Genomic DNA, 21,394 nt, shown 5'->3' on the forward strand with positions numbered 1-21,394 from the left:
CGGGGCGTGACCGAGCCCACCGACCTGCCCGTGCTGCCGTTCGCCGACCAGGCCGCTCTGGAGGCGTGGCTGGAGGAGCACGGCGCGACCGCCCCGGGCCTCTACGTGAAGATCGCGAAGAAGGGCACGGGGGTGCCCTCGGTCGACTGGGCCGGGATGGTCGAGGTGCTGCTGTGCTTCGGCTGGATCGACGACCGGGCCAACCGGATCGACGACGCCTGGTACGTGCAGCGGATCACGCCACGGCGGCCGCGCAGCGTGTGGTCGCTGAAGAACGTGGAGACCGTGGCGCGGCTGATCGCGGAGGGCCGGATGCGTCCGGCCGGGCTCGCGGCGGTCGAGGCGGCGAAGGCCGACGGGCGCTGGGAGCGCGCCTACGCCGGCCCGGCCACCATCACGGTGCCCGACGACCTGGCCGCGGCCCTGGACGCGTCGCCGCGGGCGCGCGCGGCGTTCGACGCGCTCGGCAGCGGTGATCGCTACTCGGTCCTCTGGCGGGTGCAGACGGCGGCGACCGCCGCCACGCGGGCGAAGCGGATCGCCGCCGCGGTGCGGTCGCTGGAGGTCAGCCCGTGAGGCGGACGCCGAACCGGAAGCCGCCCTGGTCGACCGTGGTGACCGACAGCGGCGTGCCGTAGGTGCGCGCGTGCACGATCTGGCCGTTGCCGATGTAGAGGGCTACGTGGCTGATCGGCGTGTAGTAGAAGACCAGGTCGCCGGGCTGGAGCTCGCCGCGGCCGACCTGGCGGCCGATCTGCGACTGAGCCCGGCTGCTGCGCGGCAGGGTGACCCCGGCGGCGGCGTAGGCGTAGGACGTGAGGCCCGAGCAGTCGAAGGCGCTCGGCCCGGAAGCGCCCATCCGGTAGGGCAGCCCGACCTTGGAGAGCGCGACCTCGATGGCGGTCGCCGCGGCACCGTTCGGGGCGACCGGGAGGTCGGAGGCGTCGGGGGTGGCCAGCGTGGGACCGGCGACCAGCGTGGAGACGCGGTCCTGCTCGGCGGCCGAGAGGCGGGCGAGGTCCGACTGGTACTCGGCGGCGCGACGCTCGACCTCGGCGTGCTGCGCCTCCAGCTGATCGAGGCTGGCCTGCGCGTCCGCGGCGGCCTGGTCGGCGGCGACCTGCGCCTGCTCGGCGGCGGAGCGCGCCGCGGCCACCTCGGCGATGACGCTGTTGGTGTGCGCGGCGATCATGTCCAGCGTCGCCATCTGCTGCACCAGGTCCTCGGGGGAGTCGCTGACGAGGAACGTTGCGACGCGGGACTCCTGCTCGTAGAAGGTGCTCTTCGCGATGGCCCGGATCTGGGGCTCGTGGACGGCGAGGGCCTGACGGGCCGCCTCGGCCTGCGCGGCCGCGGTGGCGGCGGTGTCCTGCTGGGCGGCGACGATGTCCTCCGCCTCGTGCACCTGCGCCTCGATCACGGTGAGCTGCTGTGCCGCCTTGGCGACCAGCTCGGCGGCCTCGGCCGCGTCGGCCGGGGCGGCGGTGGCCGCCGTGGGGGTCAGCGTCGCCGTCGCAGCCGCCATCAGAGCGGCGCCGACCGCGAGGACGGCACGCGGGCGACGACGGGTGGTCCTGCGCTGCGACTGCACCGTGGCCTCCGATCACCTGCGCCGGGCCCGGGGAAGGGGCCTCAACCATGCGCGTCAGCACGGACCGTAGGGAGGCGGTGTCGACAAGTAGTGGTCGGCGCGCCCAACGCAAGACCTGCGGCGACCTCTTCTGCCTCACGCGTCACAGGAAGCAGCGGGCGCCCCGCGCGGGGGCGGGCTCAGCGGACGCGGGGGCCCCGGGCGGTCCCGTCGGGCCGGCGGTCGGGCGCGAGCGGGACGAGACGGTCGGCGAGCGCACCGGTGACGAACGAGTAGACGGCCTTGTGGCCGACGTCGACGACCTGGTCGCGCCGGGACCAGGTCCAGGGCGGCGCACCGACGCCGGTGACGTTCTCCAGGGTCTGATCGGTGGCCAGCCGCACCGAGGTGTGCCAGGCCGAGGCCCGCCAGCCGCGGAGGCCCGAGGCGGCCCAGATGCCGCGGAGGGCACCGACGGCGGCGCCGGTGCCCCAGTGCATGAGGTGGTTGCGCACCGGCGGCCGGGCCGAGCCCGGGAGCCGGCGGCCGGTGGTGAGGGCGGTGAGCGTGCGCGCGGGCACGTAGCTGTCGGGACGCCCGGTGACGGCCTGCTCGGCCTTCTCGCCGATCGTCATCGCAGCGACACCGGCAACCCCGGCGAGAGCACCCCTCAGGGCAGCGCGTCCCAGCATGGAACGCGCCTACCCCGCAGGCGAGGCGATGGAACCGGCTCAGCCGGCGAGGGGCTCCTGGGCCTCCAGGCCGGAGAGGGCCTGGAAGTCGCGCAGGATCGCCGAGAGCTCCTCGGAGGTCCACGGCTCGCAGCAGTCGCAGCCGCCGTCGGCGAAGCTGACCAGACCGATGGAGCCACCGGCCTGGTCCTCGGAGATCGCGAGGTGACCGGCGGACGGGTGGCGGTGGCAGGCGCAGCCCGCGGCGCAGAGGCCCAGGCCCCAGCCGGAGATGACGACGGTGTGCCCGTCGTCGCGGACCTTGCCCACCTGGAAGACGGACGGCTTGCGACTCCTGCTCACGGAGCCCTCCCCTCGAACGGTCCCCGGGAAGCGGGGTCCGGTGCGATGTACGGACATTTTCGAGCTACGGGAGGTTTCGGCAGATCCAGGTCTGGGGTAAAGCTCTCCGACTGCTCATGTTCCGCAACCGAGCGTAATTCTTCGTTCACGTGTCGTCGCCGTCAGTTTCCGCCAGTGGTGCCGAGATCCACTTGTCGCCAAATGTGACGGAACGCCCCCACCCCGCTCAGCTGGCGGGGCTGACGCTGCTCATGTTGAAGTCCGGCACCCGCAGCATCGGCATGGCCGTGCGGGTGAACCAGTCGTTCCACTCCCGGGGCAGGGTCTGCTCGGTGCGCCCGGCCTGGACCGTGCGGCCGAGCAGGTCGACCGGTGACTCGTTGAAGCGGAAGTTGTTCACCGCTCCGGTCACCTCGCCGCCCTCGACGAGGAAGACGCCGTCCCGGGTGAGCCCGGTCAGCAGCAGGGTCTGCGGATCGACCTCGCGGATGTACCAGAGCGTGGTCAGCAGCAGGCCGCGCTCGGTGGCCGCGACCATCTCCTCCTGCGAGGCGGTCGCCGTCGGGTCCTCGAGGACCAGGTTGTCGACGGCGGCGACGGCCGGAGCCGTCGTCTTCAGCGCCCAGGACCGGGGCCGGAACAGGTTCGCCAGCACCCCGTTCTCGATCCAGTTCACCGCGGGCGTGGCCATGCCGTTGTCGAACACCGACGCCCCGCCCGAGGACGCCCCGACGACCTGGAAGGGCGCTGCCTCCAGACCGGGGTGCGCCGGGTCGCTGCGCAGCGTCAGGGGCAGCTGCGCCAGCCGGTCGCCGATGCGGTTGCCGCCACCGGGCCGGGCGAACACGTTGCGCCCCTCGTCGGCGTCCCGCGCCTCCATCGTCCAGTAGAGGTAGATCATCAGGTCGCTCACCGCCGACGGCGGCAGCAGCGTCTCGTAGCGCCCGGCGGGCAGGTCGATGCGCCGTCGTGACCAGGCCATCTTCCGCTCCACGTCCGCGGCGAGGTCGGCGACCGAGACGTCGGTGAAGTCCCGCGTGCTCGTGCCGGCCCACACCGAGCGGCCGAAGTCCGCCGTCTTGCCGTTGAGCTCGACCCGGCCGGTGGGCTGGTCGTGACGGAGCCGCAGGCCGGTCGAGCTCCCGAGGTAGGTGGTGCGCATCGAGTGCTCGGCGAAGCCGTAGAGCAGCTCGCCGCGGTCGCCTGCCTCGCCGAAGGCCTGGCCCAGGGCGGGGGCGAAGTCGGCGAAGACGCGGATCGAGGTGTCCGCGGGGTCGGCGTCCCAGTCCCCGGAGCCCGGGGGGGCCTCACCGATCAGCGGCATCGCGTCCTCGGCGGGGCCGGCGTCGCGGGCGGACTGCTCGCTGGCGGCGACCAGGTCGGCGATGTCCGGCGTCCCGCTGCGGGTCACGGTCCCCGCGGCCATGCCGGTGCCGCCGTCGACGAAGGAGACGACGACGACCTGGCGGGAGCGCATGGCGCCGTTGGTGGTGAGGCTGTTGCCCGCCCAGCGCAGGTTGGCCTCCGAGCCGTCGACGACGAAGGTGACCTGCCCGTCGGCGTTCGAGGCGGCCAGCGCCTGCTCGACGATGTCCTGGGCCCTGCTCATGCCTCGACTCCGGTCTCGTTCCGCTCCTCGGTCGCTAGCGCTCCCTGCGATGCTCGCTCGACCGTCGTTCTCGGAACGCTCAACGCCCGGCCTCCTCGACGGTGTTCAGGATGTTCACGTTCTCGAACAGCGCCGTCGGGCAGCCGTGGCTGACCGCCGCGGTCTGGCCGGGCTGGGCCTTGCCGCAGTTGAACGCGCCCCCGAGGACGTAGGTCTGCGGCCCGCCGACGACGCGCATCGAGCCCCAGAAGTCCGTCGTCGTGGCCTGGTAGGCGACGTCGCGCAGCTGGCCGGCCAGCCTGCCGCCCTCGATCTTGTAGAACCGCTGGCCGGTGAACTGGAAGTTGTAGCGCTGCATGTCGATCGACCAGCTCTTGTCGCCGACGACGTAGACGCCCCGCTCGACGCCGGCGATGACGTCTTCGGTGGAGGGGCCGTCGGGCGCGGGCTGCAGCGACACGTTGGCCATCCGCTGCACCGGCACGTGGCCGGGCGAATCGGCGAAGGCGCAGCCGTTGGAGCGCTCCATGCCCTGCCGGCGGGCCATGTTCCGGTCGACCTGGTAGCCCACGAGGACGCCGTCCCGGACGATGTCCCACTGCTGGGCGGCCACGCCCTCGTCGTCCCAGCCGACGGTGGACAGGCCGTGCAGCGCGGTGCGGTCGCCGGTGATGTTCATCAGGGGGGAGCCGTACCGCAGGCTGCCGAGCAGGTCGGGCGTCGCGAAGGACGTGCCGGCGTAGGCGGCCTCGTAGCCCAGCGCGCGGTCGAGCTCGGTGGCGTGGCCGATGGACTCGTGGATGGTCAGCCACAGGTTCGACGGGTCGACGACGAGGTCGTAGCGCCCCGACTGCACCGACGGGGCCTTGGTCTTCTCCCGCAGCAGCTCGGGGATCTCGGCGAGCTCCGCGCGCCAGTCCCAGCCGGTGCCGGTCAGGTACTCCCACCCGCGGCCGGCCGGTGGGGCCAGCGTGCGCATGCTCTCGAACGAGCCGGTGGACCGGTCGACGGCGAGCGCGGTGAAGTCGGGGTGGAGGCGCACGCGCTGCTGGGTGGTGCGGGTGCCGGCGGTGTCGGCGTAGTACTTCTGCTCCTTCACGAGCATGCAGCTCGCCTGCACGTGCTCGACGCCGTCCGCCGCGAGCAGCTGCTCGGACAGCTCGGTGAGCAGCCCGGACTTCTCGGCGTCGGGCACGGTGAACGGGTCGACGTCGTAGGCCGAGACGAAGGTGGCGTCGGCGTGCACCGGCTCGGGGGCGAGCTGGACGCGGTCGCGGTTCAGCGCGGCGGCGACCTGCGCGACCGCGACGGCCTCCTCGGCCAGGCGCACGGCCTCGGCCGCGGTGAGGACGACGCCGGCGGCGAAGCCCCACGTGCCCTCGTGCACCACCCGCACGGCGAGGCCCAGGTCCTCCCCGTCGGTGAAGGACTCGGGGCGGGCGTCCCGGAGGCTGATCGTCTGGGTGCGGATGCGCTCGACGCGGAGATCGGCGTGCTCGCAGCCGAGGTCGACCGCCCGGGTCAGGGCGGCGTCGGTGAGCGCGGACAGCGGCAGCGCGAGGAACGCCTCGTCGATGGCGCGGGGTGCTGGCACGGACCCTTGTCTACCAGCGGCGCGCGCGGGTAAGCGCGTGCGCATGGCCGGCCCCGTGGACGACGTCACCATGACCTTCGGCGGCAACGCCACGATGCTGCTGCGGGTCGGGGCGTTCACCCTGCTCACCGACCCGAGCTTCCTGCACCGCGGCCAGCGCGCCTACCTCGGCAAGGGGCTGTGGACCCGGCGGCTGACCGACCCGGCGCTGCAGCCGACCCAGCTGCCCCCGCTCGACGCGATCCTGCTGTCGCACATGCACGGCGACCACTGGGACGACATCGCCACGCGCCACCTGGACAAGGCGACGCCGGTCGTCACCACCCAGGCGGCGGCGAAGGCGCTGAACCGCAAGGGCTTCGCCGCGACGTCGGACCTGCGGCCGTGGCAGCAGCACGTGCTCGCGCAGGGCACCGACGAGGAGCTGCGGATCACCTCGGTGCCCGGGGTGCACGGGCCGGGGCCGCTGGCGAAGGTGCTGCCGCCGGTCATGGGCAGCGTGCTGGAGCTGGTGCGCGGCGACGAGGTGAGCTGGCGGGGCTACATCAGCGGCGACACGCTGTTCCGGCCGTTCCTGGGCGAGGTGCTGGAGCGGTGCGGGCCGCTGGACGTCGTCATCCCGCACCTCGGCGGCACCAAGGCGCTCGGCCTGACGGTCACGATGGACGACCGGCAGGGCGCGGACCTGGTGGAGCTGCTGAAGCCGCCGGTGACCGTGCCGGTGCACTACGACGACTACGACCGCTTCGCCTCCCCGCTGGGCGACTTCGTCGCCGAGGTGGCCCGCCGGCGGCTGCCCGGCACGGTGCGCCCGGCCCACCGCGGCGAGACCATCAGCCTGCGGGCGTAGCCCATCCCGGCGCGGGTACCGGCGTGCCGTGAGCCACCACACCGACGACGGCGTCGACAAGATCACCGTGACCGCTGCCAGCACCGGCGGGATGGGCCAGCGGTACCTGGCCTCCGGGTCGAGGGTCGCCATGCGGCTCTGGTCGGAGCAGCCCGCCAGCAGTGGCAAGCCCCAGGCGGCGCGCGACTACGAGACGGTCGGCTACGTCATCTCCGGTCGCGCTCGGCTGGTGAGCGAGGACGGGACCCTCGACCTGGGCCCGGGTGATTCGTGGGTCGTGCCGGCCGGCGTCGAGCACACCTACGAGATCGTCGAGGAGCTGACCGCCGTCGAGGCCACCGCCCCGCCGGCGCAGCAGGCCGGCCGCGACGCTCCCACCGGCTGAGCGCTCAGCCCTCGGCGAGGAGGGCGTCGAGCTTCTCGTAGCCGTCGTTCACGCCGACCTCCATACCGCTGGCGACGAAGCCGTCCCGCCCCTCGAACGAGTCGACCAGCGAGGTCGAGGTGAGCCGGGTGCGCCCGTTCCCCAGGTCCTCGAGCACGATCCGCTCCAGGGCGACGTCGTCGGGCATCCCCTCGAACGCGAACGTCTGCACGATGAGCTCGTCCTGGCGCACCTCGTGGAAGACGCCGTTAAACGCGTAGTCCTCGCCGTCCTGCGACATCACGTAGCGGTAGGAGCCACCGGAGCGGCAGTCGTGGCGGTCGATGCGGATCCCCATGCCCCGGGGCCCGACCCACCGGGCGAACAGCTCCGGGTCGACGTGCGCCCGGAACACCTTCTCCGGCGGAGCGTCGAACTCGCGCACGATGCGGACGAGGGGGACGTCGGGGTCGCAGACGATCTGGGTCTCGTGGTGCGTGGTGCTGGTCATCGCGGGTTCTCCTCCGGGGGTGGGGGGTCGGCGTCCGGCATCGACCGCAGGACGTCGTCGAGACGGCGGTAGCGCTCCTCGGCCTGGCGCCGGTAGCGCTCGATCCACTTCGTCATCAGGTCGAACACCTCGGCCTCGAGGTGCACCGGGCGGCGTTGCGCCTCCCGGCTCCGGCTCACCAGGCCGGCGTCCTCCAGCACCCGGAGGTGCTTGGAGACGGCCTGGACGGTCACGTCGTAGGGCGCGGCGAGCTCGTTGACCGTGGCGTCGGCGACCGCGAGTCGCGCCACGATGTCCCGCCGGGTGGGGTCGGCCAGCGCCGAGAACACCCGGGAGAGCGGATCTGCCACCAGTTCCTCCTCGTTCAACCTCTCGGTTTAACAAGACGGTAGACCCGGTCCTTCTCGTGGTCAACCCATCGGTTGAACAAAGTCCTCCCGGGGACGGAGTCGCGGATCATCCCGGCGGCCGACGCCCGGGGACGACCTCCTGCCCGAGGCTCGGAGCATGGCGATCAGAGCGAAGAAGACGGTGCTGGGCGGGGCTTTCCTGGTGGCGCTGGGCGGGGTGGCGGTCGCCGGGATGGTGGTCACCATGCCTCCCGGCATCGACACCCCGGGCGAGGTGCTGGCCGAGCTGCAGGGCCACACCGACACGGCGGGGTACGCCACGGCGGAGCGCGCGCCCCGCGGCGACGTGCCCGGCTGGAGCCGGGCAGCGGGCACGGACGTCACGGTCGTCCGGCCGGGTGCCGCCTCGGGGGACGACGGCGGCAGCGTGCGGGTGGACCTGGACCTGCCCGGCGCCACGCCGCCCGCCGACTGCACCGAGCTGCCCCGGGTCGGCATGCCCTTCGACGGCGGTGGCGACTGGCCGGACCTCGGCGAGGGGCCGGCCCTGCTGTGCGACGGCTGGGTGACCGTCGTGCTCGACGACCGGCTCTACGCGTGGACCGACGACGCGCTGCGGTCGGAAACCTGAGCGCTCAGCCGGCAGCGAGCCGGGCGGCGCGCTCGGCGACGTCGGCGCGCAGCGCGTCGACGTCGACCGTGGTGCCGGCGCCGTCGCGGACGACCGGACGGCCGCCCACCCAGACGTCGCGGACGTGCCGGCCGGCGCCGGACCACACCAGGTGGGCGAGCACGTCCTCGGGGTCGCCCACGGGCTCGAAGACGAGGTCACGGGTGTCGACGTGCACGAGGTCGGCTCGGCGGCCGGCCTCGAGCCGGCCGAGGTCCGGGCGTCCGATCGCGTCGGCCGCCGCGCCCGTGGCCAGCCAGAACGCCTCGGCCGCGGTCAGCGCGGTGGCCGACCGCTCGCGCAGCCGCGCCAGGCCGGCGGCCAGCCGGAGGTCGGCGAACAGGTCGAGGGAGTCGTTCGAGGCAGGCCCGTCGGTGCCCAGGCCCACCCGGATGCCGCGGTCCAGCATCGGGCGCAGCGGGGCGACGCCGCTGGCCAGCTTGGCGTTGCTGGCGGGGCAGTGCGCGACGGCGACGTCGTACTCCTGCCACAGCTCCAGGTCGGCGTCGTCCAGGTGCACGCAGTGCGCGGCGAGGACCCGGCCCCCGAGGACGTCGTAGGAGGCGAGCAGCGCCGGGACGGACAGCCCGTGCTGCGCGAGCAGGTCGGCGCCCTCGGTGGCGGTCTCGGCGACGTGCAGGTGCAGCAGCAGGCCGTGCTCGCGGGCGGCGCGGGCCGCGTCGGCGAGCACCGGGAGCGGCACGGTGTAGGCCGCGTGCGGGCCGATGCCGTACTCGACCGTGCCGTCGTCCGGAGCGGTGGCGGCCAGGGAGACGGCGGCCTCGAGCTGCTCGGCGACCGGCGGCATGCCGGGCAGCGGGAGCAGCGGCGTGGCGATGACGGCCCGCGCGCCGGTGGTGCCGACGGCGGCGGCGATCCGCTCGGGCTGGAAGTACATCTCCACGCTGGTGGTGATGCCGTTGCCGAGCATCTCCGCCGACGCGGCGGTCATGGCGACCTCGACGTCCTCCGGGGTGAGGCGGGCCTCGCGCGGCCACATCACCTCCTGCAGCCAGCGGTCCAGCGGCAGCCCCTCCCCCTGGCCGCGGAACAGCACCATCGCGGCGTGCGAGTGGGTGTTGACCAGGCCCGGGGTGAGCACCCCGGGGACCGCGACGAGCTCGGCGTCCCCGGGGTCCGGCGCCTCCGCGGCCGGGCCGACCCAGGTGATCCGCCCGTCGGCGACGTCCACGACGGCGTCCGGGACGACGGTTCCCGCACGGTCGCCGAGAACCGCGGCCCGGGCGGTGAAGCGCTGGCGCATGCCTCCCGACGGTAGTGCCGTGGGCAGCACGCGTCGCGGCAGCGCTCCGCACCCGCCGATACCGTGGGGCCATGGACCCCCTCGCCGCAGCCGCCACCGACGAGGGTGGGATCACCGGCTTCCTGCTCGATCTCGTCCAGTCCCTCGGCCCGGTGGGCGTGGGGCTGAGCATCCTGGCCGAGACCGTCATCCCGCCGATCCCCAGCGAGGCGGTGCTGGGCCTGGCCGGCGTGCTGATCAACGAGGGCGAGATGAACGTCGTCCCGGTCGTGCTGTTCGCGACGCTGGGTTCGGTGCTCGGCGCGATCTTCTTCTACTACGTCGGCCGCGCGCTCGGCCCGCGCCGGTCGCACGCCTTCCTCGACCGGCTGCCGCTGGTGGAGACCGAGGACGTGGACAAGACCTTCGCGTGGTTCGAGCGGCACGGGCGGTCGGCGGTCTTCTTCGGCCGGATGGTGCCGATCGTGCGCAGCTTCATCTCGGTGCCGGCCGGCGTCGTCCGGATGCCGGTGGGTCAGTTCCTGCTGTTCACCACCGCCGGGAGCCTGCTGTGGAACAGCCTGCTCATCGGGCTCGGGGTGGCGGCGGGCGACTTCGTGCGGGCGAACCTCAAGTACCTGGACTACGCCGTGGTCGCCGCCGTCGTCGCGTTCGTGGCCTGGTTCCTCTACAAGAAGTTCAGCGGCGGCCTGCAGCGGCCGCCGACGGCCGGAGCGCACCTGCCGCCCGACGAGCGCGACCAGGCCGAATGACGCGCCGCCGCCCCGAGGTCGTGGCCTTCGACGTCAACGAGACGTTGCTCGACCTGGGCCCCGTGAGGGCCGCGCTGGTCGAGGCGGGGCAGCCCGAGGGGCTGCTCGGGACGGTGTTCGCGCGCACGCTGATGACCGGCTTCGCCGCGTCGATGGTGGGCGACTGGTTCCCCTTCCGGGACGCGTTCGACGCGGCGCTGGCCCAGGAGAGCCCGCTGGACGACGACGCCCGCGCTCGGGTCGTGAGCGCGTTCGGGGAGCTCTCGCCGCACCCGGACGTCGAGCCCGTGCTGCGCCGGCTGGTCTCGGCCGGGGTGCGGGTGGTGACGCTGTCGCACGGGTCGCCCGGGATCGCCGAGGCGGCGCTGGGGCGCGGCGGGATCGCACCGCTGGTCTCGGCGACGATGTCCAGCGAGGCGATCCGCGCCTGGAAGCCGGCCCGCGAGGTCTACCTCTGGGCGGCCGGCGCGTGCGCCGTGGCACCGGAGCGCCTCGCGCTGGTGGCCGCGCACGGGTGGGACGTGCTGGGCGCGCAGCGGGCCGGCCTCACCGGGGCGTGGTTCCCGCGCAGCGAGCGGGTGTACCCGGCGGTGTACGAGCCGGCGCACGTGCGGGCCGAGGACCTGGCCGGTGCCGTGGACGCGCTGCTGGCGCTGCCCGCATGACGTCCGGATCCCCGTCGGAGCTGCCGGTCGACACCCCGCACGGCCCGGCGCGGGTGGTGTCGGCCGGGGACGGTGGCGCGGGCACGCTGGTGCTCGGGCACGGTGCGGGCGGTGGGTCGGAGTCCGAGGACCTGGCCGCGCTCGCGGCCGAGGCCGTGGCCGCGGGCTGGCTGGTGCACCGGGTGGACCAGCCGTGGCGCGTGGCGGGAAAGCGGATCGCGCCCGCACCGCCGCGGCTGGACGAGGCGTGGCACGCCGTGCTGGACCGGCTGCGGGTGCTGGACCGGCTGCCGGGGCGGCTGGTGCTGGGCGGCCGCAGCGCCGGGGCACGGGTGGCCTGCCGGACGGCGGCGGACCAGGGGGCGGCCGGGGTGCTGTCCCTGGCGTTCCCCCTGCACCCGCCGGGCAGGCCGGCGAAGAGCCGGGCCCCCGAGCTCGTCGCCGTGCCGGTGCCTCTGGTCGTGGTGCAGGGCGAGACCGACGCCATGGGCCTCCCCGAGCACGTCGCCGCGGCACTGCGGGGACACCCGGGGGCGTCGGTGTACGCCGTCCCGGGTGACCACTCGCTGAGGAAGAACCCGCACCTGGTCGCCGCGGCGGCGATGTCGTGGCTCACCGAGGTGCTACCGCGCTGATCCGTCCGCCTCAGAAGGGCGGTGGGTCGTGTGCCGGGGGCGGTGGTGGCTGCGGTGGTTCGACGAGGACGCGGTAGCCCGGTGGTCGGCTGATCCGGGTGACGCCGGAGGGTGTGATGACGGTGAGCACGCCGTCGTCGCTCATCGTGTGGGTCCAGCCCGGCGCGTGGGTCTTGAGCCGGTGGTGGTGGCGGCACAGGCAGCACAGGTTCGCGCAGTCGGTTTCCCCGCCATCGGCGTGCGGGACGACGTGGTCCAGGTCGGCCCAGCCGGCGCGGACGGTGCAGCCGGGATGCCGGCAGGTGCGGTCCCGGGCCCTGGTGAAGCGGAAGTGGGCGGCCGAGGGGCGGTAGCGGTCGACCGCACCGGGGAGGCCCAGCGAGCCGCCCTGGCGGGCCAGCCGCTCGAGCTCGGTGCGGCCGGTGAGGGCCAGCAGCGCCCCGGTGTGGTCGGTGATCGCGATCTCGAGGGTGCCGGCGGCCGGCGCCTGGACGCCGAGGGCGTCGAGGCGGGTGAGCAGCTCGCGCAGGTGGCCGGCGGTGACCGGTTCGCCGTCGACCTCCCCGATCGGGCCCGGCGCAGCGGGCGCGGACGTGGCGGGCGGGGAGAACGCGGCGGGCAGCGGGGCACCGGAGGCCAGGAACCGGTCCGGGGTGAGCGCGTCCAGCGGGGCGACCACGGTCAGCTGCGCGGTGACCGAAGGCTGCTCCTGCCAGGGGCGCAGGATCAGGTCGGCCACCGCGCCGGTCCGCAGCATCCCGATCGGACGCAGGTCACCGGCGTCCTTCGCCGCCCGGGCGTGCCGATCAGCGGTGTCGCGGCAGCCGCGTGCTTCGGGGTGGGGCAGGAGGACGCGCAGCTCGCTCATCCCGTCGCCGACCGGACGCACGGTCACGTCGGCGTTGCGCTGCCGCTGCGCCCGTCGCCGGTCGGCCGCGGCGGCGTCCCGGGCCACCAGCTCCGCCCGCACCGCCTCCCGCAGCTTGCCCACACCCAGCTCGAGCGCCCGAGGAAGGACCGCGGCCTCGGCGGCGGCGATCACCGCCGGGTCGGTGTCCCGGCCGGTGGCCGCCACCTCCGTGGCGATCGCCCGGGCCCGCGGCCAGTCCAGCCGCCCCAGCCGCAGCTCCCCGAACGTGCCCGGCAGGACGGTGGTGAGCAGGTCGGCGTGCTCCAGCAGCGTCACCGCCGCCGCGCGGCTGCTGTTCTGCACCGCCGCCAGCTCGTCGGGCACGAACTCGCTCACCCCGGCCGGACCGGTCGCGCCGGCGCCGTGCCCACCGGGCAGCGGATCGACCGGCGCCGGACGAGCGGACGCCAGATCCACGACCAGCTCCACCCGGAGCGCGGCCAGCTGCGATTCCGCCGCCACGATCTGACCCAGCAGCACCGCCGCGTCCGAGGCGCTCCGGCGAGCCGGCAGCCACGCGCTCAACGGCTCCCCGACGGGCGCCGGATCAGGATCCAGCAGCTCCCACCGCGAGGGCACCGGGTCGACCGGCACCACGGTGACACCCACCGCGAACCCGCCACCCGAGGACATACCCGCAGGCTAGAGGCGGGGTACGACACTTTTCGCAAGCTCAGCCGGAGAGCGCCGGGTCCTGCCGTGGTGGAGGACCGTCAGCGACGGCGACGGCGGCGCACGAGCAGCGTCACCACGAGGACCGCCGCGGCGACCCCGGCCGCGGGCGCGGCGTACCGCGAGAGCGCCGCTCCGCCGGCCACCTCGAGGAGGTCGATCGGCTCCGGCTCCGCCTGCTCCGGGCGCACGGTGGGCGTCGTCGCCGGGCCGGCCGCGGGCACGCTGCGCAGCGGCGCCCCGGTGGCGGGCCGGGCCGGCGGTGCCGTGGGCCCCTTCGGCGGCGTGCTGGGCGCCTTCGCCCCGGGCGCGGTGTCGCGCGCGGCGGGAGCCGAGTCGGCCGCCGCGGGCGCCCCGGCCTTCTTGGCCGCCGTCTTCGCCGGCGCTGCCTTGGCCGGCGCCGCCTTGATGGGCGTGGTCTTCGCGGGTGCCGCCTTGGCCGCCGCCGTGCCGTCCTCGCCGGCCGGCGTCACCTTGTCCGTGGTGGCGGCCGCAGCCTTCTTCGTGGCCGCGGCAGCCTTCTTGACCGCCTTGCCGCCCGCACCGTTGCCCGCCGCCTGCTCGGCGGAGGCGGCGATCTCCTCGACGGCGCCGGAGGCGGTCGCGACCGCCTTCTGCGCCGCGGTCTCCCGCTGGGCGTCGCCCTGCGCGTCGCCCTCGCCCAGCTGGGCGGCGAGCTTGTCGGCGAACTGGCCGAGGAGCTTGTTGCCGACGTCGGTCATCACGCCGCGACCGAACTGCGCCGGGCGCCCGGTGATGTTCAGGTCGGTGAGGACGTCGACCCGCGTGACCGACCCCTCTGCCTTGAGCACCGCCGTCACCGTCGCCGCCGCCGTGCCGTTGCCCCGCTGGTCCTTGCCGCGCGCGTCGATGACCGCCCGGTGCGCCGCCTCGTCCTTCTCGATGAACGAGGCCTTGCCCTGGTACGTCAGGTTGATCGGCCCCAGCTTCACCTTCACCCGGCCGGTGAAGTCGTCACCCGTGACCGAGTCCAGCGCGGCACCGGGCATGCACGGCGCGATCCGCTCGATGTCGAGCAGCACCCGCCACGCCTCGTCGACGGGCACCGGGACGGTGAACGAGTTCTCCAGCTGCACGGTGCGACCTCCAGGTGACGGACTGGAACGGCCCCCGTGCAGGGCCCCGGCACGAGCCTGCGAGTGCCGGGGGGCACGGGGGTCCTCCAAGCTACAGCCCGGCGGCGGTGCTCACCGCCCGGCGCGTCAGCACCTTCGCGAGGTGTTGCCGGTAGTCGGCCTGGGCGTTCAGGTCGCTGCTCGGCTCGGTCCCCTCGGCCGCCCGCTCGCAGGCGGCGGCGACCGCCTCCGCCGTCGCCTCGGCGCCCGCGAGGGCCTCCTCGACCTGGCGGGCGCGCAGCGGCGTGGGGCCCATGTTGGTCAGCCCGATCCGGGCCTCGGCGATCCGGCCGTTCTCCCGCCGCACCGCCGCGGCCACCGCCACGATCGACCAGGCCTGCGCCACGCGGTTGAACTTCTCGTAGCGCATGGACCACTCACCGCTGAGCTTCGGCACCCGCACCTCGACCAGGAGGTCGCCCTCGCCGACCGCGGTGGTCAGGTAGTCCACGAAGAACTCGCTCGCCGGCACGGTCCGCCGTCCCCCCGGCCCGACGATGACGAACTCCGCGTCCAGCGCCAGGGCCACCGCCGGCAGGTCGCCGGCGGGATCGGCGTGCACCAGCGCCCCGCCGAAGGTCCCGCGGTGGCGCACCTGCCGGTCGGCGACGGTGCCGGTGGCCTCGGCGATGAGCGGCGCGTGCTCGGCGATCAGCGGGTCGGCCATGACGTCGGAGTGCGTCGTCATCGCACCGATGACGATCGCGTCGCCGTCGTCCCGGACGCCTCGCAAGCCCTCGACCTTGCCGAGGTCGACGACGGTCTCCGGTGCGGCCAGCCGCAGCCGCATGACCGGGATGAGCGACTGCCCGCCGGCGAGGACCTTGACGTCCTCGCCGCCGTCGGCGATCGCCTGCAGTGCCTCCTCGACCGTCGTCGGCCGGGCGTAGGCGAAGGGAGCGGGGATCATCGGTCGCCTCCCAGCGACGAGGCGTCGGTGGCGACACCTGCGGTGGTCTCGGTCTGCGCGCCGCCGTAGGCGTTGCTGCCGGCGGTGGCGCGGTCCCCGCCGTCACCCCCCTGGTGGATCGCACGCCAGACCCGTTCGGGCGTCAGCGGCATGCGGATGTCGGTCACGCCCAGGTGCCGGACGGCGTCCAGCGCGGCGTTGACGACGGCGGGGGTGGAGGCGATGCAGCCGGCCTCCCCCACGCCCTTGGCGCCGATCGGGTTGCCGGGCGCCGCGTGCACCGTGTTGCCGGTGTCGAAGTGCGGCAGGTCGGCGGCCGAGGGCACCAGGTAGTCGACGAAGGTGCCGGTGGTGAGGTTGCCGTCGGCGTCGTAGACGGCCTCCTCGTACAGGGCCTGCGCGATGCCCTGCGCCAGGCCGCCGTGCACCTGCCCCTCGACGATCAGCGGGTTCACGATCGTGCCGACGTCGTCGACGCAGGCGTACTTGCGGATCTTCACGAACCCGGTGTCGGTGTCGACCTCCATGGCGCAGAGGTGGGTGCCGTGCGGGAACGAGAAGTTCTCCGGGTCGAACGTCGCCTCGGCGTCGATCGAGGGCTCGATGCCCTCCGGGTAGTCGTGCGCGGCGAAGATCGCCAGGGCGATCTCCTGGATGCCCAGGCCCGTGCCGGGCGTCCCGCGCACGGAGAACTTGCCGCCCTCGAACTCCAGGTCGTCCTCGCTGGCCTCGAGCAGGTGCGCGGCGATCTTCCGTGCCTTGGCGATCACCTTGTCGGCGGCCTTGACCACCGCCGAGCCGCCGACCACCAGGGACCGCGAGCCGTAGGTGTCCAGCCCGCGGGAGGAGATCGCGGTGTCGCCGTGCAGCACCTCGACGTCCTCGAACGGCACCCCGAGCGAGTCGGCGACCAACTGGCTCCACGCCGTCTCGTGGCCCTGGCCGTGCGGCGTCGAGCCGGTGACGACCTCGACCTTGCCGGTCGGCAGCATCCGGATGGACGCGTGCTCCCAGCCGCCGGCGCCGAAGGCGAGCGAGCCGAGCACCCGGGAGGGCGCCAGGCCGCACATCTCGGTGAAGGTGGAGATGCCGATGCCCAGCTGGACCGGGTCGCCCGACTCGCGGCGACGGCGCTGCTCCTCGCGGAGCTCGTCGTAGCCGAGCAGCTCCAGCGCCTGCTGGGTCGCCGACTCGTAGTCGCCGCTGTCGTAGGCGAGCCCTGCCACGGTGGTGAACGGGAACTCGGCGGCGTCGATCCAGTTCTTCCGACGCAGCTCCAGCGGGTCCATGCCCAGCTCGACGGCGAGCTCGTCCATGATCCGCTCGATCGCGAAGGTGGCCTCCGGCCGGCCGGCACCGCGGTAGGCGTCGGTGGGCACCTTGTTGGTGAACACGCCGTCGCACTCGAAGCGGTAGGCCGGGAACTTGTAGATCCCCGGGTACATGAACGCGCCCAGCGCCGGCACACCCGGCGTGATCAGCCGCAGGTAGGCACCCATGTCGGCCAGCAGCCGCACGCGCAGCCCCTTGATGTTGCCCTCACGGTCCGCCGCGACGTCCACGAACTGCACCTGGTCGCGGCCGTGGTGGGCGGTCATCAGCGACTCGCTGCGGGTCTCGGTCCACTTGACCGGCTTGCCGAGCCGGCGGGCGATGAGCAGGCAGAGGATCTCCTCCGGGTTCACCTGCAGCTTGCCGCCGAACCCGCCACCGACGTCGGGGGCGATGACCCGCAGCTTGTGCTCCGGGATGCCGGTGACCATCGCCGCCATCACGCGCAGGATGTGCGGGATCTGGGTCGCCGACCACATCGTGTAGTTGTCGCCCTGCGGCTGGACGACCACCGAGCGGGGCTCCATGAACGCCGGGATCAGCCGCTGCTGGACGAACCGCCGGCTGACGACGACGTCGGCGCCGGAGAACGCCTGCTCGGTGTCACCGCCGGTGCCCATCTCGCCGGCGTCGAAGACGAAGTGGTAGCTGGTGTTGGACTCCAGGTGGTCGTGCACGAGGTCGGCGCCGTCCTGCACCGCCTGTTCCATGTCGAGCACGACGGGCAGCGGCTCGTAGTCGATGTCGGCGAGCTCCACGGCGTCCTGGGCCGCGGCCTTGCTGCGAGCCACGATCACCGCGACCGCCTCGCCGACGTGGTTGACCTGGTCGACGGCGATCGAGGGGTGGCCCGGGTTGACCATGTCGGGGGTGACCGGCCAGGCGCAGGGCAGCGAGCCCTGCTCCTCGGCGAGGTCCTTCCCGGTGAAGACGGCGACGACGCCCGGCGCCTCCCGCGCGGCGCTGACGTCCACGGAGGTGATCCGCGCGTGGGCCACGGGCGAGCGGACGACGGCCAGGTGCAGCATCCCGGGCAGGACCATGTTGTCGGTCCAGGTGGTGCGGCCGGTGATCAGCCGCGCGTCCTCCTTGCGGCGGCGCGCCCTGCCGATCTCCTTCTCCGGCGCGGCAGCGGTGCCCGCGCGGTCCTCGACGGCGGTCACTGCTGCGCCGCCACGTGCGGGGCGGCCGCGGTGTCCACGACGGCCGGGGAGACGTGGTCGGGTGAGACGTGCCCGTTGGAGACGCCGCGCATCTCGGCGGCCGCGCAGCGGACCGCCCGGACGATGTTCTGGTAGCCGGTGCAGCGGCAGAGGTTGCCCTCGATGCCCTCGCGCACCTCGTCGTCGCTGGGGTCGGGGTTGTCCTGGAGCAGGTCGATCGAGGCCATGATCATCCCCGGCGTGCAGTAGCCGCACTGCAGGCCGTGCATCTCGTGGAAGGCCTTCTGCACCGGGTGCAGCTCGGCGCCGCTCGCGACGCCCTCGATCGTCGTCACCTCGGAGCCGTCGGCCTGGACGGCCAGGACGGTGCAGCTCTTCACGGCCTCGCCGTCGAGGTGCACGGTGCAGGCGCCGCAGTTGCTGGTGTCGCACCCGACGACCGTCCCGACCTTGCCGAGCTGCTCCCTCAGGTAGTGGACCAGCAGGGTCCGCGGTTCGACGTCGTCCGCACAGGTTGCGCCGTCCACGCGCACGGTGATGGGGGTCATCAGTCCTCCGCCTCGTTGCAGGGGTCTACGGCGTCCACGGATGACCGTGGGCCCGACCCGGAGTCTGCACCCGGAGGAGTGACTTAGGCCACGCTCACCTTCGCGGGATCCGGGACACCCGCCCCGGCCGCCTGCTCGAGGGCCCGCAGCTCCCGGCGCCGGAGCACCGCCGAGAGGGCCAGGGGCACCAGCCCGGCCGCCGCCAGACCCGCCCCGACGACACTGGGCGCGCGGAAGCCGAGACCCGCGGCGATCACCAGACCGCCGGCCCACGCCCCGAGCGCGTTGGCGAGGTTGAGCGCCGAGTGGTTCAGCGCCGCTCCGAGCATCTGGGCCTCGCCGGCGGTCTCCATCAGCCGCAGCTGCAGCAGGATCGCCAGGGTCGAGCCGCTCACCGACACCAGGAAGACACCGACGACCAGGGCCGGGGGCGAGGGCGCGACCAGGGCGACGACGGCGAGCATCCCCATCAGGGTCACCAGGGCTCCGACGACCGAGCGGAACAGCGACCAGTCGCCGAGCCGTCCGGCCAGAGCCGTCCCGACGACGCCGCCGATGCCGTACAAGAACAGGACCACCGGCAGCGTGCCGCGGCTCAGGCCGGCGACATCGGTGACCACAGGGGCGATGTAGCTGTAGAGCGCGAACATGCCGCCGAACCCGACGACGCCGACCCCCAGGGTCAGCAGCACCTGCGGGCGGCGCAGCGCCCCCAGCTCGCCGCGGACCGTGGCCTCGGGGCGGCCGGGCATCGAGGGGACGGCGGCGAGCACCGCGGCGACGGTGGCCGCGGCGAGGACGACGACCAGCCAGTACGCGCCCCGCCAGCCGACCGTCTGACCCAGCCAGGTGGCGGCGGGCACCCCGGCGACCAGCGCGACGGAGAGGCCGAGCATCACCGAGCTGACCGCGCGACCGCGCAGGTGCGGGGCCACCAGGGAGGCGGCGACCAGGGAGGCGACGCCGAAGTAGGCGCCGTGCGGGAGGCCGGCGACGAACCGGGCGAGCAGCAGCGTGGTGTAGCCGGGCGCCACGGCGGTCAGCACGTTGCCGGCGAGCAGGGCGCCCATGAGCCCGACCAGCAGCGCCCGCCGGGGCAGCCGCGCGCTGAGCGCCGCGATCACCGGCGCTCCCACGACCACGCCCAGGGCGTAGGCCGAGATGACGTGACCGGCCGAGGGGATGTCGACGCCCACGCCGTCGGCGATGTCGGGCAGCAGGCCCATCGTCACGAACTCGGTGGTGCCGATCGCGAAGCCGCCCAGCGCCAGGGCGACGACGGCGGCCACCAGCCGTCCGGTCGAGAGGGGTGCGGGCGGTGCGGGCGGTGCGGTGGTCACCCTGGGGCGAAGCCGTGAGCACCGCTCAGCATTCCCGGCCGGCGGGTCATGCGCGCGGCGGCCGGACGGGCAGCAGGGCCCGGGGGTTCCTCGCGCGGACGGCGCCGGTCCAGAGCCCCGCGCCGTAGGCGAGGTCGTCGAGCCGACGTGCCAGAACGTGACGGAACGGTCCGGACCGCTCGCGGTGCGGCCACCAGGCGACCAGGCCGTCGGCCACGGCCACGGCGAGCACCCCGCGCCGGGCGCGGCGGGACAGGAGCGCGGCGGCGACGGCGACCGGCCAGTGGTGGCGGGTGGCGGCGCGGGCCAGGGTCTGCCCGGAGGCGGCCAGCCCCCGCGCGGTGAGCGCCGCCGCGAGCGCCGCGGGCAGCGGCTCGCCCGGCCGCCGGAGCCGGCGAGCCAGCCGCAGCCCCGTCCCCCCGAGCACGCCTCCCGCCGCGACGCGCCCCCACCGCCCGCCGGCCAGGGCGAGCGCCCAGGTCAGCGCGGTCTCCGGCGCGAGCACCACCGGCGCCACCGCGCCACCGTGCCGGTCGGCCAGCAGGGCCGCGCCCGTGCCGTAGAACGCGCGGCGGCGCAGCCACTCGCCGAGCGCGGCCGGGTGCTCGTGCGCCACCTCGGCGGCCGGCTCGTAGCGCACCCGCCACCCGGCAGCGGTCAGCCGCCAGACCAGGTCGACGTCCTCCGCCACCCGCATCGCCGGGTCGAACCCGCCGCCCACGGCCGCCCGCCGCACCAGCAGGGCGGCACTGGGCACGTAGGACACCGTCGTCAGCGGGCGGACCGCCGCGGGCCGCGCACCCATGTCGAGCGCGCCGGCGACGTCCTCGTAGGCGCTCGGCCACCCGCGGGCCGCGCCGTCGAGCGGGACGATCCGCGGGGCGACGACGGCCAGCCGGGGATCGGCGAGGTGCGGCAGCAGCCGGGCCAGCCAGCCGGGGCGCGGCACGCAGTCGGAGTCGAGGAACGCGACGACGTCGGTCGTCGCCGCGGCCAGCCCGGCGTTGCGGGCGGCGGCCGGGCCGCGGGACGACGGGTGCCGGACCACGCGCACCCCGGCCGGCACCGCGACCGGCGCGCGCGACCCGTCGTCGACCATGACCACCGGCAGCGCCGCCGTGGCCGGGTCCGCCCGGAGCGCGTCGAGCAGCCGGGCGAGCTCCGCGGGGCGGTCGCGCACCGGGATCACCACGGTCACCGCGGCGTCCCCGCCCGGCACGAGCGAGGGGTGGGCGACCCCGGCGTCGAGCAGGCGCGCGGCCAGGGCGGCCGTCGTCGCGTCCCGGACCTCGACCCGGTCGGCGCCCAGCAGCTCCGCCGCCCGCGGCGCGAGCCGGAGCAGCCGGAGCGGCGAGCCGCCCAGCAGGGTGGCCCCGCCGTCGCGCCGACGGGTGCGCGGGTCGAGGCGGACGGCGAACCCGTCGGGCAGCCGGCCCGCGGGCGCGGCCGGGACGGGACCGGTCACCCGCCGAGCCTAGCGACGGCGCCCCGCCCGCAACGGCGCGATGGAGGCAT

Annotated in this window: 22 protein-coding genes; 7 read left to right on the plus strand and 15 right to left on the minus strand. The window is 74.7% G+C overall.

Annotated elements, in window-relative coordinates; all coding sequences use genetic code 11:
• The first annotated feature begins 6 nt into the window (after nucleotides 1–6).
• Nucleotides 7–576 carry a YdeI family protein gene (locus tag DQ244_RS07420; protein ID WP_199580272.1) on the plus strand — a complete coding sequence of 190 codons (570 nt, stop codon included), beginning with the start codon at nucleotides 7–9 and terminating at the stop codon, nucleotides 574–576.
• On the opposite strand, the gene DQ244_RS07425 is transcribed toward DQ244_RS07420, so the two are convergent.
• From DQ244_RS07425 to DQ244_RS07445, 5 genes are all read right to left on the minus strand, one after another.
• The gene (locus DQ244_RS07425) at nucleotides 566–1,591 is read right to left on the minus strand and encodes a C40 family peptidase (RefSeq protein ID WP_113810848.1); all 1,026 of its coding nucleotides are present in this window, start codon (nucleotides 1,589–1,591) and stop codon (nucleotides 566–568) included. The genes DQ244_RS07420 and DQ244_RS07425 overlap by 11 nt on opposite strands.
• 179 nt (nucleotides 1,592–1,770) lie before the next feature.
• Nucleotides 1,771–2,205: a hypothetical protein gene (locus DQ244_RS07430; RefSeq protein ID WP_199580273.1), complete on the minus strand. Its 435-nt coding sequence runs from the start codon at nucleotides 2,203–2,205 to the stop codon at nucleotides 1,771–1,773.
• Nucleotides 2,206–2,301: 96 nt separating this feature from the next.
• Nucleotides 2,302–2,604, minus strand: a complete 303-nt coding sequence (locus DQ244_RS07435) for a hypothetical protein (protein WP_113810850.1) — start codon at nucleotides 2,602–2,604, stop codon at nucleotides 2,302–2,304.
• 226 nt (nucleotides 2,605–2,830) lie between these two features.
• Nucleotides 2,831–4,213, minus strand: coding sequence for a metallopeptidase TldD-related protein (locus tag DQ244_RS07440; protein WP_113810851.1), 1,383 nt, complete (start codon nucleotides 4,211–4,213; stop codon nucleotides 2,831–2,833).
• A 79-nt stretch (nucleotides 4,214–4,292) separates the two neighbouring features.
• Nucleotides 4,293–5,807, minus strand: coding sequence for a TldD/PmbA family protein (locus DQ244_RS07445; RefSeq protein WP_199580274.1), 1,515 nt, complete (start codon nucleotides 5,805–5,807; stop codon nucleotides 4,293–4,295).
• 43 nt (nucleotides 5,808–5,850) lie between these two features.
• Here DQ244_RS07445 and DQ244_RS07450 point away from each other — a divergent pair, with 43 nt between their 5' ends.
• Both DQ244_RS07450 and DQ244_RS07455 read left to right on the plus strand, forming a co-directional pair.
• Nucleotides 5,851–6,657, plus strand: a complete 807-nt coding sequence (locus DQ244_RS07450) for an MBL fold metallo-hydrolase (RefSeq protein ID WP_113811114.1) — start codon at nucleotides 5,851–5,853, stop codon at nucleotides 6,655–6,657.
• Between the two features lie 28 nt (nucleotides 6,658–6,685).
• Entirely contained in the window at nucleotides 6,686–7,042 is a 357-nt protein-coding gene (locus DQ244_RS07455) for a cupin domain-containing protein (protein ID WP_199580275.1), read from the plus strand.
• A gap of 4 nt (nucleotides 7,043–7,046) precedes the next feature.
• On the opposite strand, the gene DQ244_RS07460 is transcribed toward DQ244_RS07455, so the two are convergent.
• A complete protein-coding gene (locus tag DQ244_RS07460; protein ID WP_113810852.1) occupies nucleotides 7,047–7,532 on the minus strand; it encodes an SRPBCC family protein in 486 nt (161 codons plus the stop codon).
• Entirely contained in the window at nucleotides 7,529–7,882 is a 354-nt protein-coding gene (locus DQ244_RS07465) for a helix-turn-helix transcriptional regulator (RefSeq protein ID WP_233491243.1), read from the minus strand. The genes DQ244_RS07460 and DQ244_RS07465 overlap by 4 nt, the downstream gene beginning before the upstream one ends.
• A gap of 157 nt (nucleotides 7,883–8,039) precedes the next feature.
• Here DQ244_RS07465 and DQ244_RS07470 point away from each other — a divergent pair, with 157 nt between their 5' ends.
• On the plus strand, nucleotides 8,040–8,513 hold the full coding sequence (locus DQ244_RS07470; RefSeq protein ID WP_113810853.1) for a hypothetical protein: 474 nt from the start codon (nucleotides 8,040–8,042) through the stop codon (nucleotides 8,511–8,513).
• Nucleotides 8,514–8,517: 4 nt separating this feature from the next.
• On the opposite strand, the gene DQ244_RS07475 is transcribed toward DQ244_RS07470, so the two are convergent.
• Nucleotides 8,518–9,816 carry an amidohydrolase family protein gene (locus DQ244_RS07475; protein ID WP_113810854.1) on the minus strand — a complete coding sequence of 433 codons (1,299 nt, stop codon included), beginning with the start codon at nucleotides 9,814–9,816 and terminating at the stop codon, nucleotides 8,518–8,520.
• Between the two features lie 71 nt (nucleotides 9,817–9,887).
• On the opposite strand from DQ244_RS07475, the gene DQ244_RS07480 reads away from it, so the two are divergent.
• Genes DQ244_RS07480 through DQ244_RS07490 form a run of 3 tightly spaced genes read left to right on the plus strand, consistent with a single transcriptional unit; the run spans nucleotide 9,888 to nucleotide 11,868 of the window.
• On the plus strand, nucleotides 9,888–10,568 hold the full coding sequence (locus DQ244_RS07480; protein WP_113810855.1) for a DedA family protein: 681 nt from the start codon (nucleotides 9,888–9,890) through the stop codon (nucleotides 10,566–10,568).
• On the plus strand, nucleotides 10,565–11,233 hold the full coding sequence (locus DQ244_RS07485; RefSeq protein ID WP_113810856.1) for an HAD family hydrolase: 669 nt from the start codon (nucleotides 10,565–10,567) through the stop codon (nucleotides 11,231–11,233). The genes DQ244_RS07480 and DQ244_RS07485 overlap by 4 nt, the downstream gene beginning before the upstream one ends.
• Complete coding sequence (locus DQ244_RS07490; protein ID WP_113810857.1) at nucleotides 11,230–11,868, plus strand: alpha/beta family hydrolase; 639 nt, start codon at nucleotides 11,230–11,232, stop codon at nucleotides 11,866–11,868. The genes DQ244_RS07485 and DQ244_RS07490 overlap by 4 nt, the downstream gene beginning before the upstream one ends.
• Nucleotides 11,869–11,878: 10 nt before the next feature.
• On the opposite strand, the gene DQ244_RS07495 is transcribed toward DQ244_RS07490, so the two are convergent.
• From DQ244_RS07495 to mftF, 7 genes are all read right to left on the minus strand, one after another.
• Nucleotides 11,879–13,411 (minus strand): HNH endonuclease signature motif containing protein, encoded by a 1,533-nt coding sequence (locus tag DQ244_RS07495; protein ID WP_113810858.1) that lies wholly within the window; start codon nucleotides 13,409–13,411, stop codon nucleotides 11,879–11,881.
• A gap of 80 nt (nucleotides 13,412–13,491) precedes the next feature.
• Nucleotides 13,492–14,547, minus strand: a complete 1,056-nt coding sequence (locus DQ244_RS07500) for an SRPBCC family protein (RefSeq protein WP_113810859.1) — start codon at nucleotides 14,545–14,547, stop codon at nucleotides 13,492–13,494.
• A 91-nt stretch (nucleotides 14,548–14,638) separates the two neighbouring features.
• The gene (locus tag DQ244_RS07505) at nucleotides 14,639–15,496 is read right to left on the minus strand and encodes a xanthine dehydrogenase family protein subunit M (RefSeq protein ID WP_113810860.1); all 858 of its coding nucleotides are present in this window, start codon (nucleotides 15,494–15,496) and stop codon (nucleotides 14,639–14,641) included.
• Nucleotides 15,493–17,991, minus strand: coding sequence for a xanthine dehydrogenase family protein molybdopterin-binding subunit (locus DQ244_RS07510; protein WP_113810861.1), 2,499 nt, complete (start codon nucleotides 17,989–17,991; stop codon nucleotides 15,493–15,495). The genes DQ244_RS07505 and DQ244_RS07510 overlap by 4 nt, the downstream gene beginning before the upstream one ends.
• Complete coding sequence (locus DQ244_RS07515; protein WP_113810862.1) at nucleotides 17,988–18,539, minus strand: (2Fe-2S)-binding protein; 552 nt, start codon at nucleotides 18,537–18,539, stop codon at nucleotides 17,988–17,990. Before DQ244_RS07515 ends, DQ244_RS07510 begins: the two co-directional genes overlap by 4 nt.
• Before the next feature lie 83 nt (nucleotides 18,540–18,622).
• Complete coding sequence (locus tag DQ244_RS07520) at nucleotides 18,623–19,879, minus strand: MFS transporter (RefSeq protein WP_113810863.1); 1,257 nt, start codon at nucleotides 19,877–19,879, stop codon at nucleotides 18,623–18,625.
• A 46-nt stretch (nucleotides 19,880–19,925) separates the two neighbouring features.
• Entirely contained in the window at nucleotides 19,926–21,344 is a 1,419-nt protein-coding gene (mftF, locus tag DQ244_RS07525) for a mycofactocin biosynthesis glycosyltransferase MftF (protein WP_113810864.1), read from the minus strand.
• Nucleotides 21,345–21,394 lie beyond the last annotated feature (50 nt).

It is taken from the genome of Blastococcus sp. TBT05-19 (assembly GCF_003319095.1).
In the GTDB taxonomy this organism is placed as follows: Bacteria; Actinomycetota; Actinomycetes; order Mycobacteriales; family Geodermatophilaceae; genus Blastococcus.

Excerpts from the sequence above, each read along its gene's own strand:
- DQ244_RS07430 (WP_199580273.1), bottom strand. The coding sequence starts at position 2,205 with ATGACGATCGGCGAGAAGGCCGAGCAGGCCGTCACCGGGCGTCCCGAC.
- DQ244_RS07440 (WP_113810851.1), bottom strand. The coding sequence starts at position 4,213 with ATGAGCAGGGCCCAGGACATCGTCGAGCAGGCGCTGGCCGCCTCGAAC.
- DQ244_RS07450 (WP_113811114.1), top strand. The coding sequence starts at position 5,851 with ATGGCCGGCCCCGTGGACGACGTCACCATGACCTTCGGCGGCAACGCC.
- DQ244_RS07460 (WP_113810852.1), bottom strand. The coding sequence starts at position 7,532 with ATGACCAGCACCACGCACCACGAGACCCAGATCGTCTGCGACCCCGAC.
- DQ244_RS07470 (WP_113810853.1), top strand. The coding sequence starts at position 8,040 with ATGGCGATCAGAGCGAAGAAGACGGTGCTGGGCGGGGCTTTCCTGGTG.
- DQ244_RS07475 (WP_113810854.1), bottom strand. The coding sequence starts at position 9,816 with ATGCGCCAGCGCTTCACCGCCCGGGCCGCGGTTCTCGGCGACCGTGCG.
- DQ244_RS07480 (WP_113810855.1), top strand. The coding sequence starts at position 9,888 with ATGGACCCCCTCGCCGCAGCCGCCACCGACGAGGGTGGGATCACCGGC.
- DQ244_RS07485 (WP_113810856.1), top strand. The coding sequence starts at position 10,565 with ATGACGCGCCGCCGCCCCGAGGTCGTGGCCTTCGACGTCAACGAGACG.
- DQ244_RS07490 (WP_113810857.1), top strand. The coding sequence starts at position 11,230 with ATGACGTCCGGATCCCCGTCGGAGCTGCCGGTCGACACCCCGCACGGC.
- DQ244_RS07495 (WP_113810858.1), bottom strand. The coding sequence starts at position 13,411 with ATGTCCTCGGGTGGCGGGTTCGCGGTGGGTGTCACCGTGGTGCCGGTC.
- DQ244_RS07505 (WP_113810860.1), bottom strand. The coding sequence starts at position 15,496 with ATGATCCCCGCTCCCTTCGCCTACGCCCGGCCGACGACGGTCGAGGAG.
- DQ244_RS07515 (WP_113810862.1), bottom strand. The coding sequence starts at position 18,539 with ATGACCCCCATCACCGTGCGCGTGGACGGCGCAACCTGTGCGGACGAC.